The organism is Pseudomonas sp. SDO5591_S426, from assembly GCF_054070755.1.
This window is the reverse complement of sequence record NZ_JBSVXD010000024.1, coordinates 36,634-48,085: the sequence shown is the minus strand read 5'-3', so window position 1 is coordinate 48,085 and position 11,452 is coordinate 36,634. Positions and strand designations below refer to the sequence as shown.

Here is an 11,452-nt window from a genome sequence, read left to right as displayed (position 1 = left end):
ATCGCAGCCTGCGGCAGCTCCTACAGGGGATCTTGAAATGTTTTCCAATCATGCAGCGCCTTACCACCGCTGCATCACTCACCTGGCTCCTCGGTTAAGGTGAAGTTTGGCGCCCTCGGGCGCCTTTTTTTGTTTGTGTTTTTATCCGTTGCCCAGCGGCCATTCGGCCAGCGCCCGATAACGGCCCTTGTGCGATTCGAACAGGATGAAGCGATCGGCGCGCAGGAAAAATTCCGGCGGCGTGGCGGATTCCGGGACCGGCGCGCGATAGTCGCGGGCCAGCGTCAGGTGCGGTCGAAATTCCCGTGGCGCATCCTCCAGCGCAAACGGCAACAACGCCTGTTCGAGGTCATACACCAGCCGCAACAACGCCGGCGGTGCCTGCTTCGGTGCCAGGACCAACGCCCCTGCCCTGCGCCAGACATCCAATCGATCGAGCACCACGGTCAAACGTTCGCCCGACGTGCGCACAGATGCAGCCGCATCACAGATATCAGCAATATGCGCTATGGCGACCGAACCCAGAAACTTCAGGGTCAGGTGAAAATTCTCCGCCGGCACCGGGCGTCCGCTCCTCAGCTGCAACGCGCTGCGCCATTGGGCTATGGCCTTGCGTTGCGCCGGGGCGCAGTCCAGTGCGAAGAACAGCCGCTTGAACGGTTCACGGGATTCGTCACTCATGCGGGGGATCTCTTGCCGGATCACCTGAGTCTACAACCGACAAGGCGTTTCTGGCGCCTTGCGACATCCACGTTATAGTTCAAGCAAACCTTTGAACCGGAGGCTGGCATGCGACAGATCCTCAGCAAAGAGCCATGGTGGGCCGCACCACCCAAGCCCGGGCAGGACGAGTTCGAGCTGGAATGGGGTTGGCTGGTGCATTACAGCGAAGGCGAGCCGCGTTTCGAGTTCATCCGCGAGCGGCCGACGGATAACGAAATCCGCAATCGCAAGAGTTGCAGGATCACCCCGGCGGCGGAGTAAATCCTGCGATTTCGGTTCAAGCTTTCACGATCATTTCAAAACCGCCGAAAATCATCCTTTGACCATCGAAAGGCATTGGATTGACGTCTGGCTGGACCCTCGGATCGGTCATCAGCTTCGCCATCCCGGCATCACGGGTAGGCTTGTCCGGCCAGACAATCCAGGAAAACACCACGGTTTCGTCCTCTTTGAGTTTCACCGCCATGGGCAGCGAGGTCACCTTGCCGTCGGGGACATCGTCGCCCCAGCACTCGGCGAGGCTGAGCGCGCCGTTCTCGATGAAAATGGCAGCGGCCATCTCGGCGTGCTTCTTGAACTTTTCGCGGTTGGCGGTGGGTACAGCAGCAACAAAGCCATCGACATAAGACATGAGTCTTCTCCTTGCTTCATGGGTTGATCTGCTGGTTAGTCGATTGACTGGGACTCCATTCGACATTGCCGACATCCTGACCGACCGGCGGTTGCGCACTGCCGGCCAGGCTGCCTTCGATCTGCGCCGCCATGTACAACGTACCGGCCATCACGCCGCTGGTCGGGTTCTGCACCAGCTTCGTCCAGGCCTTGTCGAAGGTGTTGCCCAGGCTGCTGCGGATCAACGCTTCGCTGTCCGGGCGATCAGCGGCCTGAATCAATGCACGAATGCCCGCGACCCCCACGGTAATCAATCCCCCGGCCAATTTGCCCGCTGCCGCCGCCACTGCACTGGCCGCACCGCGCGGGGCCATTTCGGCTTCCATGCGTTGGCTGGCGCGCCTGGCCACGGGAGCCATCGCGGTGTCGGTCGAGTCGACGCCCTTCTCGCCACCGGCCTTGTGCACTTTATCGACCAACGCGGCGTAGGCCGGCAATGAGTTCAGCGGCTCGGCGTGGACGACGGTGTACAGCGAAGCATCCCGCGCCGAGGGTGGTCCGAGGGCGATGGCCGGGACTTTCTGGATGCGGCCGTTGAGCTGGGCCATCGGCACGCCGTGGCGTTGCGAGATTTTCTGCAGTTCTTCTTTGAGAATGTCCACGTAGAACGCGGCCGCCAGGCTGAGTATTGCGTCCGGATCAATTTCAACCGCTACAGGAGCCAAGACCTTTTCCTGGTATTGCTCCAGCAAATAAGCGGCCAAGCGTTTTTCCGAGGTGTCCTGCTCGCCCTTGGCGCTGATGGTGTACCAACTGACTTTCATCGACAGCCATTCCTGGGTCCAGTAACTGCTGAACCAGGGAATGAAGTTCTCTTCGGTCAATTGATAGACCCGGGTGCGCCAGTAATCCATGGCGCCGCGGGCGTAGATTTTGGTCTGCTCGGTGGCCGATTGCGACGCCGTGACAATTTCCCGATCGACTTGTTGCCAGGTGCTCGGCGATATCATCACCTGCGGCACTTCCACCGGCGCGCGCGGTGCCGTGACGCATCCCGCCAACACCAAAAGCACGGCGACGATCAGCGAACGCAGGTTCAAGATCGCAGTTCCCAAAAGTCTGCGCCGAGCCGAGTGCCCGGCGCTCAAAAGGCCCTGATTTGAGTATAGGTGGCAGTCTCTACCGACCCAACGTTGATGTTGTCGCTGATGCCGCCATCGCGGGCAAGCCCGCTCCCACAGGTTATTGGCCAACCCGGTCTATTGTGGGAGCTGGCTTGCCAGCGATGAGGCCCTTGAGAAACACCGCAAAAACCGACCATCACTCCCATCGATATTCACCATCGCCACGAATGCCTTCCGCTCCAAAACCGTCAGCGTAGGATCAATTTCAACCCAACACGAAACCCTGTAGCGGAGGGTCGAACCATGCTGATCCATCTCCTGACCTGCCTGGCCCTGACGGCCTTCACGTTGAGCGCATTTGCCTGGTTCCTCCTGTCCGAGGAGCGCACGTCATGATCACTGAAGTCACCCTGGCCGTGAGCTTCCCGGTATTCGGCAACAACTACTACTCGCAGCAATTCGAGTCTCGTAAGGTGTTGACCCTGATGTTCGACGAAAAATTCGAAGCATTGCTGATTCCGTCAGCCGGTCATCACTTCAACAACGAAGTGGTCGGGCTCAACGATCAGTTCCGGTTTTTGAATGACGTGCTGGCCGAGCATTTGCTGGAAATCGAGATGGCCCAGAACGCCCCACGCTCGGCACGCTCGTTTACCTTCTAGAGCGCCCCGTTTGCTGCTTGCCCGCACACTTCACGCAAGCAGCCTCGCAACCAGCGATGCACCGGGTCAGCATCCAGCCGCGGATGCCAAAGCATCGCCACGGTAAATTCCTCCATGGACAACGGCAGCTCGAAGCTGCGCATGCCGGTGCGCAAATTGGCGGTATGACGGTCGGGCACGCTGGCGATCAGGTCACTGCCGCGGGCCAAGGCCAGCGCCGTCGAGAAACCGCCGACGATCGTTGCGATCTGCCGCTTGAATCCGAGCGACTCCAGGGCCTCATCAATCGGCCCTTTTTCCAATCCCCGTCGTGACACGCTGATATGGCTGCCCGCCGCATAGCGCGCGGGCGTGATCGCGTCATCACCCAGCGAATGTCCCAGGCGCACCACGCCGATGAAACGGTCGCGGAACAAGCCTTGAGTGCGCAGCTCCGGGCTGGCGGCCTGCCCTACTACACCGGTTTCCAGATCGACCGTACCGTCGCGCAGTGACGTGCTGTCCTTGTCGGGTTTGTGCACGAAACGCAGGCGCACGCCTGGTGCCTGTGCAGCGACGAGGGCGATCAGCGCAGCACCGAAGTTTTCGACGAAGCCTTCGCTGGTGCGCATGGTGAAGGTGCGTTCCAGGTGCATGAGGTCGGGTTGCTCGGCCGGGCGCAGCACCGCCTCTGCTTCTTGTACCAGTTGACTGACACGCTCACGCAGCTCCAGTGCTCGCGGCGTCGGCACCAGGCCGCGCCCGGCCCGGACCAGCAGCGGATCGCCCATGGTTTCGCGCAGACGCGCCAGCGCCCGACTCATCGCTGACGGACTGAGGCGCAAGCGCTTGGCGGCCCGCGCCACGCTGCCTTCGGTCAGCAATACATCCAGGGTAATCAACAAGTTGAAATCGGGAGCGGACATGGATCGCACCGTGCTTGGGTGAAGTGGCGTTTTACGCACGTATTAAGTGCAATCAGTGCGCCTTCCGCCATGTTAGGCCCGGGCGTAGATTTGCGGTAGCTCCAATCGGGAGTGGCCACAAAAGAGAGTCCGCATGCAATCCACAACAGCCGTCACACCTGCGCTGTCAGTCAGATGGGCGCTGGCCAGCCTGTCGCTGTCGATGCTGCTGTCGTCGCTGGGCACCAGCATCGCCAACGTAGGTTTGCCAACGCTGGTCGAAGTGTTCGACGTGTCGTTTCAACAGGTGCAGTGGATCGTCCTCGCCTACCTGCTGGCCATTACCACCCTGATCGTCAGCGTTGGTCGCCTCGGTGATCTCATCGGACGGCGTCGCCTGCTGTTGTCCGGGGTCGGTTTGTTCACGCTCGCTTCAGCCCTGTGCGGTCTGGCGCCGACCCTTGATCTGCTGATCGGCGCCCGGGCGCTGCAAGGCCTCGGCGCGGCGATCATGATGGCGCTGACCCTGGCGTTCGTCGGCGAAACAGTGAGCAAAGAAAAGACCGGCAGCGCCATGGGCCTGCTCGGCACCATGTCGGCCATCGGTACGGCGATGGGGCCATCGCTCGGAGGTGTTCTGATTGCCACGTTCGGCTGGCAGGCGATTTTCCTGATCACCGTGCCCTTGGGTTTGCTGACCCTGCTGCTCGCCCACCGCTACTTGCCCGTTGATCGGCAGACAGCAAAACGCGCCGCTTTCGATCCGCTGGGTACTTTGGTACTAGCTCTGACACTCGGCGCCTACGCGCTGGCCATGACCCTCGGACGCGGTCATTTCGGCGCGCTGAATATCGCCCTGCTGTTGGCAGCTTGCGTCGGCGTCGGTGTGTTTGTGTGGGTTGAAGATCGAGTGGCCGCCCCGTTGATTCGCCTGGCAATGTTCCGCGATCCGCAACTCAGTGGCAGCCTGGTCATGAGCCTGTTGGTGACAACGGTATTGATGACGACCCTGGTGGTCGGGCCGTTCTATTTGTCCCAGGCGCTTGGGTTGAACGCCATCGGGGTCGGGCTGGTGATGTCCGTCGGGCCATTGGTTGCCGCGCTGACCGGCGTACCTGCCGGACGGATTGCCGACCGTTTCGGCGCACGACGCATGACCTTCGCTGGCCTTATCGCCATCGCACTCGGCTGTTTCCTGTTGTCGGTGCTGCCGAGTAGCTACGGCATTGGCGGCTACATCGCACCGATGGTGGTGATCACGTTGGGCTATGCCGTGTTCCAGACCGCCAACAACACGGCGGTCATGGCCAATGTCCAAGCGGAGCAACGGGGCGTGGTGTCGGGCTTGCTCAATCTGTCACGCAATTTGGGGTTGATCACCGGAGCTTCGGTGTTGGGCGCAGTGTTCGCCATGGCTTCGGCAACGGTCGACCTGAGTACCGCACAACCCGACGCGATTGCCAGCGGCATGCGCATGACGTTTACCGTCGCACTGGGGTTGATTGGCATTGCCTGCCTGATCGCGGCGGGCAGCCACGCGCTGACCACGGGGCGTGATCAGCGCTAAGCAGTCTCGAGCGCTTACTGCTCGATTTTCAACAGCGGCGTGTCTTTCTTGACGATGTACGTGGCCAGTTCCGAAGCCTTGACGGTGCCGACGTTCTTCGCCTTATGCACGGTGCCAGCCGGGATGTACAAGGAGTCGCCGGCCTTGAGCGTGACGTTCGGCTGGCCTTCAAGTTCGTACTCGAAGGTCCCGGAAATCACGTGGGCGACTTCGACACCCGGATGCGAGTGCTTCGGCGACGCGACACCCGGATCGAAATCGACCAGCACCTGAATCACTTCCCGGCCTTCTACATCGAGGTCGTGCCGCACCAGATCGGTACGCTTGATGCCGGTCTGCCAACTCTTGGCGGGAGCCTGGCCGGCGTCGGCGGCTGGTTTGGTCTCTTGGGCCTGAGACAAACCAGCGAAAGCGGTGAGTGCCGCGGCGACGATGGCGACGCCGAGCAGGCTGGCGGCGTTGGTTTTGTTATTTCGGGACATCGCAATTCTCCAATGAGCGCGGGGTAAAAAAATGCGCGGGGTGCCGTTGTGCGGCAGCCCCATTACGCGGCCGACGTGTATCGCGTTCGTGTCCCACCGGGGCTGTTTTTGTATGCGCAAGTAGCGGCTGGCGAGGGAGATACGTTCAGATACACGGGCCGGTGAACGACGCTCGAAAATATTTTCAACTTTTGCTGATACCTTTTTCGCGGTCGTTCGGTGTGTAGGGAAGTTCTCCTTTTTCCTTTGCACCCACAGGCATTGCCGAATGACTTTCCGATCGCTCCCGAACCGCAGCAAACTCCGACCGGCCCGCGTCCCCATGAATGCGCTGAGCCTGGCCATCGCCTTGTCCGCCATGGCTCCCGCGCACAGCGCCTGGGCCGCCGACCCTACTCAAAATACTGCTTCGCGCACTTACGCCATCGGCGCCGGCTCGCTGTCCAGCGTATTGGCGCAGTTCGCGGCGCAGTCAGGCGTGTTGTTGTCTTTCGATGCAGATTTGCTGAAGGATCAAAACAGCCAAGGCCTGCAAGGCAGTTACACCGTGCAGTCCGGTTTCGCCCGGTTGCTGCAAGGCAGCGGCTATTCGCTGATCGCCACCGGCGCCGACAGCTACACCGTGGCACCGCAGGTCAACAGCGGCGCGGCGCTGGAGCTGGGCGCCACCACGGTCAGTGGCATCGCCACCGAAGCCGATACCTATGCCGGCGGTCAGGTGGCCCGTTCGGCGCGCCTGGGCGTGCTGGGCAATCGCGATATCAACGACGTGCCGTTCAGCGTGGTCAGCTACACCGCCAAGACCATCGAGGATCAGCAGGCGCGAACCGTCGGCGATGTGCTGCTCAACGACGCGTCAGTGCGCCAGTCCGCGGGCTTCGGCAACTTCTCACAGGTGTTCACCATCCGCGGTCTGCCGTTGACCACCGACGACATTTCGTTCAATGGCCTGTACGGCGTGCTGCCACGGCAGATCATCACCACCGAAGCGTTGGAGCGGGTCGAGCTGTTCAAGGGCCCGAACGCGTTCATCAACGGTGTCGCGCCGGGCGGCAGCGGTATCGGCGGTAGCGTCAACCTGGTGCCCAAGCGCGCGCAGGACATCCCGACCCGCAGCGTGACCCTCGATTACGCCAGTGACAGTCAGGTCGGCGGGCACATCGATCTCGGCCAGCGCTTCGGTGAAGACAACCGCTTCGGCGCACGGGTCAACCTCGCCCAGCACGGTGGCGATACTGCCGTGGACGATGAAAGCGAACACTCACAGCTGATCGCCGTCGGCCTCGATTATCGCGGTGAGCGCCTGCGCGTCTCCACCGACCTCGGCTATCAAAAGCAACGCATCAACAACGGTCGCTCGGTGGTCTACCCCACCGGCACCAAAGTCCCGCACGCACCGTCGGCCAAGGACAACTACGCCCAGGACTGGACCTGGTCGGAGCTCGAAGACACCTACGGCATGGTCAACGCCGAGTACGACCTCAACGACAACTGGACCGCCTACGCCGGCGGTGGCGCCAAGCACACCCGGGAAAACGGCCAGTATTCGTCGCTGTATGTCGGCAACGACGGCAGCGGCAAAGTCGGCTTCCTTTACTCGCCCCATGACGAAGACAACAAAAGCGCGATCGCCGGTTTGAACGGTCATTTCACTACCGGCCCGGTCACGCACCAAATGAACTTCGGTTTGTCCGGCACCTGGGGTGAACAGCGTTCGGCGTTCGAAGCGATCCTGGTGGCCAACCGCGTCAACGGCAATTTGTACAACCCGGTTCAAGTACCGCGCCCGACCAATACCTATTTCGGCAGCGATATCCATGACCCGCGCATCGTCGGCAAAACCCGAGTCAAGAGTGCCGCCGTTTCCGACACCCTGGGCTTTATCGACGACCGCGTCCTGCTGACCCTCGGCGTGCGCCGCCAGACCATCGAAACCGATGCGTGGAACACCACGAGCGGTGCACGTACCGCCAACTACGAAGAGTCGATCACCACACCGGTCTACGGTTTGGTGATCAAGCCGTGGGAGCATGTGTCCTTCTACGCCAACCGCATCGAAGGCCTGCAACAAGGCCCGACCTCGCCGTCCACCGGCGTCACCAACCCCAACGAAGTGTTCGCCCCCAACCGCAGCAAACAGACCGAGGCCGGGGTAAAACTGGACTGGAACAGCTTCGGCGCGACGTTGGGTGTGTACCGCATCGAGATGCCCAACAGCTCGACCTCGACCGTGACCGGCAACCGCTTGCCGACGTTCAGCGTCGACGGCGAGCAAGTGAACAAAGGCGTAGAGCTGAACGTGTTCGGCGAGCCGCTGGATGGCCTGCGCGTGCTGGCCGGGGCAACCTGGATGGACACCGAACAGAAGAAAACCTCCAACGGCCTCAACGACGGTAACCGCGCCGCAGGCGTGCCGCGCTTCCAGTACAACCTCGGCGCCGACTGGGATGTACCAGGTATTCAAGGCGCGGCCCTCAGCGGACGCATGCTGCGCACCGGCGGCGAATACGTGAACGCCGCCAACAGCCTGAGCATCCCGGCCTGGACCCGCGTCGACCTCGGCGCCCGCTACGGCTTCAAGGCCGACGACAAATACATCACCCTGCGCGCCAACGTCGAAAACGTGGCGAACAAGGCGTACTGGTCCTCGGCCTCGACTTCCAACAACTACCTAACCCAGGGCGAACCACGGACGCTGAAATTGTCGGCGACGGTGGATTTCTAAGGGCTCGCTACGCCGGTCATAACGACATGATCGGCCACAGCAATCCGCAAATTTAATGAACCCTGCGCGCCCACACTCACCTAACTGAATGACCATCAGGAGGTGACACATGCAATTTGAAACAACGTGGATCGTGCTCGCGGCTGTTCTTCTACTGATTGAATTGTGGGCGATCAATCGGCTGCGCAAAAGCGACGGCAAGGCGAGCACCCGAGGCGTCTGGATGGTGGTGATCGTGTTCGTGCCGTTGCTGGGGTTGATCGCCTGGGCCTTGGCCGGGCCGAAGCACATCGCGCATAACCCGCAGTCGGCGCAGGCCCGACAATAATCCGAGACATGCACCAGGCTCAGGAGGTCGCTCATGACTGCTCAAATCTTGCCGCTTGAACGCAACGGCTGGGTGCCCAACAACCCGCGTCTGCCGGTGCTGGTTTACCCGAAGGCCATTGTCATTGAAGGCAGCGACCCGGCGGCGCTGTTCGAGAAAACCTTCAGCGCCAATGGCTGGCCGCCGCAGTGGCGCGACGGGATTTACAGCTATCACCACTATCACACCGAGGGTCATGAGGTGCTGGGCATCGCCAGCGGTCATGCGCGGTTGATGCTCGGTGGCCCGGAGGGACATGTGTTGGAGGTCGGTCCGGGCGATGTGGTGTTGCTGCCTGCCGGCACTGGTCATTGCAACCTCGGCGCCAGCGATGATTTTCTAGTGGTTGGGGCTTACCCACCGGGCCAGCGTCCTGATATTTGCCGAGAAGCGCCGAACGCTGAACAACTGGCGAACATCACGAAACTGCCGTTTCCCGATCAGGATCCGGTCGAGGGTGTGGATGGCGCGTTGACGCAATACTGGGAACGCGCTTGAGCACCTAACTCATTACGCATTTGCATTCCCCGAGCGGATAAACGAATACCGATCAATATCCGTACGCCACTGCCACCCCTGCCCCCGCCAATACCGGGCTGCTGCCTCGTTGGTCTTGAACACGTCAAGGTGACACTTGAGGATGCCTTCGCGCTCAAGGCTCGACAGGCAACGCTCTACCAGTGCGTTGGCGATGCCCTGCCGACGAAATTCGGAAAGCACCAGCAAATGCTGGAGATAACCCCGACGACCGTCATGCCCGCACATCACGCAGCCGCACAATGTGCCGTCGACTTCAGCCACGAAGCTCATGCCGGGATTGCGTTGCAGATATCGCGCAGTCGATTCGCGGGAGTCGGCATCGCGCAATGAGATGCCCGGTGTGTTTTTCATGAGGTCGATGACCGCCTCGTAATCGTCCAGGGTCATGACACGGATATTGAACATGGGTTTTGGCCTGCGGAATGACGGGCTCAGCAGCCTAACAAAAGCCTCTCCGGCGTTGTGTGAACAGCTGATGATTTGTATCGCTGTGTATTCACGACAGGCACGCTTACACGGCGATACACAACCGGCGGTTCAAGACACATACGGCGTACATGAAGGTGGAAAAGTGCGCGGGTCGCAGTTCAACCTTTGCAGGAGCCATTCATGATCAACCAAATCGAAACCGTGCTGTACACCGGCAAGACCGTCACCACTGGCGGCCGTCAGGGCGAGTCGCGCAGTGATGACGGGCGTCTGGAAATCAAGCTGTCCCCGCCTGGTTCTGCCGGCAGCGGCACCAATCCAGAGCAACTGCTGGGTGCCGGTTGGTCGGCCTGTTTCATCGGTGCGCTGGGCAAGGCGGCGGTCGCGTTGAAAGTGAGCCTGCCGGCTGATACCAGCGTTGCAACCGAGATAGACCTGGGCAAGACCGACAATGCGTTTTTCCTCCAGGCGCGCCTGAACGTCAGCCTGCCGGGCGTGGACCCGGTGCTGGCGCGCACGCTGGTGGACGCTGCTCACCAAACCTGCCCGTATTCCAAGGCGACCCGTGGCAACATCGACGTGACGATCAATCTGGTTTGATGGCATAGCGCGGACAAACAAATGCCCCGGCAGGCGGGGCATTTGATCTTGGCGAGCTGCATTTGCACAGCTGCACAAGCAGGCTTCGAGAGCCCAGTAGGTGGCCAGCGCTGGTCTCTGGCTTACGAGGTTTATCAGGACTCTCACAGCAACAGCAATGTGCTGTCCTGCTTCACACGGCATAAGGGCTGGATCTCAGCGCGGAGATCTTTCTAACCGTGTACCCTTCGGAGCGCGCCCCACGCGTCCTCGCTATCCGCTTGCGCATCAGTCTGCGTTTTCACCTACACCTTCAGAGTAGCAAAACACCCGAAGTGTGGGTCGCTGTTTTTAGACCGATTTCCTTTTTCAGGCCCCGTGGCAGGACTCAAAAATGCTATGCCGGCCGAGTCTCACAACGTTCGCTGACTATTGCCGATGCCCTTGGCGATATCGATGCCCCAATCCATCGCCGCCTCCATGTCCAGCATGTGCGGTTTTGGATCGTGGTTTTCGTCGATTGACGTGCCGTCCGGCCAGTAGACACCGATAAACATCCCCAGCGAACCGTCCTTCAATATTTCGGCTTTGACCCGAATGCTGCATCCATTCGACAGCGTCTCCTTGTGCTCCAGATGGCGCTCAGTCATGGCAATTTTCCTCCCGTCGCAGGATTTTCGACCTTACTGGCAATGCTAGCTCAGCCCCGAAATTGCGCTGGTTCGCAGGTCTGACCACTCAACCTGACAGCGGCGAAA

The 11,452-nt window shown here is 60.8% G+C and carries 14 protein-coding genes; 7 read left to right on the top strand and 7 right to left on the bottom strand.

Annotated elements, in window-relative coordinates; translation table 11 throughout:
- Positions 1–141: 141 nt before the first annotated feature.
- A complete protein-coding gene (thpR, locus tag ACW9JC_RS07940) occupies positions 142–681 on the bottom strand; it encodes an RNA 2',3'-cyclic phosphodiesterase (protein ID WP_457454528.1) in 540 nt (179 codons plus the stop codon).
- Positions 682–789: 108 nt separating this feature from the next.
- Here thpR and ACW9JC_RS07935 point away from each other — a divergent pair, with 108 nt between their 5' ends.
- Complete coding sequence (locus tag ACW9JC_RS07935; protein WP_457454526.1) at positions 790–984, top strand: hypothetical protein; 195 nt, start codon at positions 790–792, stop codon at positions 982–984.
- Positions 985–1,000: 16 nt separating this feature from the next.
- Here ACW9JC_RS07935 and ACW9JC_RS07930 read toward each other — a convergent pair whose 3' ends face one another.
- Complete coding sequence (locus ACW9JC_RS07930; RefSeq protein WP_338586312.1) at positions 1,001–1,354, bottom strand: DUF1428 domain-containing protein; 354 nt, start codon at positions 1,352–1,354, stop codon at positions 1,001–1,003.
- A 16-nt stretch (positions 1,355–1,370) separates the two neighbouring features.
- Complete coding sequence (locus ACW9JC_RS07925) at positions 1,371–2,435, bottom strand: hypothetical protein (RefSeq protein ID WP_457454524.1); 1,065 nt, start codon at positions 2,433–2,435, stop codon at positions 1,371–1,373.
- Between the two features lie 416 nt (positions 2,436–2,851).
- On the opposite strand from ACW9JC_RS07925, the gene ACW9JC_RS07920 reads away from it, so the two are divergent.
- Positions 2,852–3,121 (top strand): hypothetical protein, encoded by a 270-nt coding sequence (locus tag ACW9JC_RS07920; RefSeq protein ID WP_457454523.1) that lies wholly within the window; start codon positions 2,852–2,854, stop codon positions 3,119–3,121.
- On the opposite strand, the gene ACW9JC_RS07915 is transcribed toward ACW9JC_RS07920, so the two are convergent.
- The gene (locus tag ACW9JC_RS07915; RefSeq protein WP_457454521.1) at positions 3,118–4,026 is read right to left on the bottom strand and encodes a LysR family transcriptional regulator; all 909 of its coding nucleotides are present in this window, start codon (positions 4,024–4,026) and stop codon (positions 3,118–3,120) included. The genes ACW9JC_RS07920 and ACW9JC_RS07915 overlap by 4 nt on opposite strands.
- A 133-nt stretch (positions 4,027–4,159) precedes the next feature.
- Here ACW9JC_RS07915 and ACW9JC_RS07910 point away from each other — a divergent pair, with 133 nt between their 5' ends.
- Complete coding sequence (locus ACW9JC_RS07910; protein ID WP_457454520.1) at positions 4,160–5,572, top strand: MFS transporter; 1,413 nt, start codon at positions 4,160–4,162, stop codon at positions 5,570–5,572.
- A gap of 14 nt (positions 5,573–5,586) precedes the next feature.
- On the opposite strand, the gene ACW9JC_RS07905 is transcribed toward ACW9JC_RS07910, so the two are convergent.
- On the bottom strand, positions 5,587–6,054 hold the full coding sequence (locus ACW9JC_RS07905) for a cupin domain-containing protein (protein WP_338586307.1): 468 nt from the start codon (positions 6,052–6,054) through the stop codon (positions 5,587–5,589).
- Positions 6,055–6,322: 268 nt separating this feature from the next.
- On the opposite strand from ACW9JC_RS07905, the gene ACW9JC_RS07900 reads away from it, so the two are divergent.
- The 3 genes from ACW9JC_RS07900 to ACW9JC_RS07890 all read left to right on the top strand — a co-directional run bounded on the left by ACW9JC_RS07900 (position 6,323) and on the right by ACW9JC_RS07890 (position 9,644).
- Entirely contained in the window at positions 6,323–8,779 is a 2,457-nt protein-coding gene (locus ACW9JC_RS07900; RefSeq protein WP_457454519.1) for a TonB-dependent siderophore receptor, read from the top strand.
- Between the two features lie 109 nt (positions 8,780–8,888).
- A complete protein-coding gene (locus ACW9JC_RS07895) occupies positions 8,889–9,107 on the top strand; it encodes a PLD nuclease N-terminal domain-containing protein (RefSeq protein ID WP_416127265.1) in 219 nt (72 codons plus the stop codon).
- 33 nt (positions 9,108–9,140) lie between these two features.
- Complete coding sequence (locus ACW9JC_RS07890) at positions 9,141–9,644, top strand: cupin (RefSeq protein WP_457454516.1); 504 nt, start codon at positions 9,141–9,143, stop codon at positions 9,642–9,644.
- A 12-nt stretch (positions 9,645–9,656) separates the two neighbouring features.
- Here ACW9JC_RS07890 and ACW9JC_RS07885 read toward each other — a convergent pair whose 3' ends face one another.
- Positions 9,657–10,091, bottom strand: a complete 435-nt coding sequence (locus ACW9JC_RS07885) for a GNAT family N-acetyltransferase (RefSeq protein WP_457454515.1) — start codon at positions 10,089–10,091, stop codon at positions 9,657–9,659.
- Between the two features lie 204 nt (positions 10,092–10,295).
- Here ACW9JC_RS07885 and ACW9JC_RS07880 point away from each other — a divergent pair, with 204 nt between their 5' ends.
- The gene (locus ACW9JC_RS07880) at positions 10,296–10,715 is read left to right on the top strand and encodes an organic hydroperoxide resistance protein (RefSeq protein ID WP_338586302.1); all 420 of its coding nucleotides are present in this window, start codon (positions 10,296–10,298) and stop codon (positions 10,713–10,715) included.
- Positions 10,716–11,107: 392 nt separating this feature from the next.
- Here ACW9JC_RS07880 and ACW9JC_RS07875 read toward each other — a convergent pair whose 3' ends face one another.
- Entirely contained in the window at positions 11,108–11,344 is a 237-nt protein-coding gene (locus ACW9JC_RS07875; RefSeq protein WP_457454512.1) for a hypothetical protein, read from the bottom strand.
- Between the last annotated feature and the right edge of the window lie 108 nt (positions 11,345–11,452).

Excerpts from the sequence above, each read along its gene's own strand:
- thpR (WP_457454528.1), bottom strand. The coding sequence starts at position 681 with ATGAGTGACGAATCCCGTGAACCGTTCAAGCGGCTGTTCTTCGCACTG.
- ACW9JC_RS07935 (WP_457454526.1), top strand. The coding sequence starts at position 790 with ATGCGACAGATCCTCAGCAAAGAGCCATGGTGGGCCGCACCACCCAAG.
- ACW9JC_RS07930 (WP_338586312.1), bottom strand. The coding sequence starts at position 1,354 with ATGTCTTATGTCGATGGCTTTGTTGCTGCTGTACCCACCGCCAACCGC.
- ACW9JC_RS07920 (WP_457454523.1), top strand. The coding sequence starts at position 2,852 with ATGATCACTGAAGTCACCCTGGCCGTGAGCTTCCCGGTATTCGGCAAC.
- ACW9JC_RS07915 (WP_457454521.1), bottom strand. The coding sequence starts at position 4,026 with ATGTCCGCTCCCGATTTCAACTTGTTGATTACCCTGGATGTATTGCTG.
- ACW9JC_RS07910 (WP_457454520.1), top strand. The coding sequence starts at position 4,160 with ATGCAATCCACAACAGCCGTCACACCTGCGCTGTCAGTCAGATGGGCG.
- ACW9JC_RS07905 (WP_338586307.1), bottom strand. The coding sequence starts at position 6,054 with ATGTCCCGAAATAACAAAACCAACGCCGCCAGCCTGCTCGGCGTCGCC.
- ACW9JC_RS07900 (WP_457454519.1), top strand. The coding sequence starts at position 6,323 with ATGACTTTCCGATCGCTCCCGAACCGCAGCAAACTCCGACCGGCCCGC.
- ACW9JC_RS07895 (WP_416127265.1), top strand. The coding sequence starts at position 8,889 with ATGCAATTTGAAACAACGTGGATCGTGCTCGCGGCTGTTCTTCTACTG.
- ACW9JC_RS07890 (WP_457454516.1), top strand. The coding sequence starts at position 9,141 with ATGACTGCTCAAATCTTGCCGCTTGAACGCAACGGCTGGGTGCCCAAC.
- ACW9JC_RS07885 (WP_457454515.1), bottom strand. The coding sequence starts at position 10,091 with ATGTTCAATATCCGTGTCATGACCCTGGACGATTACGAGGCGGTCATC.
- ACW9JC_RS07880 (WP_338586302.1), top strand. The coding sequence starts at position 10,296 with ATGATCAACCAAATCGAAACCGTGCTGTACACCGGCAAGACCGTCACC.
- ACW9JC_RS07875 (WP_457454512.1), bottom strand. The coding sequence starts at position 11,344 with ATGACTGAGCGCCATCTGGAGCACAAGGAGACGCTGTCGAATGGATGC.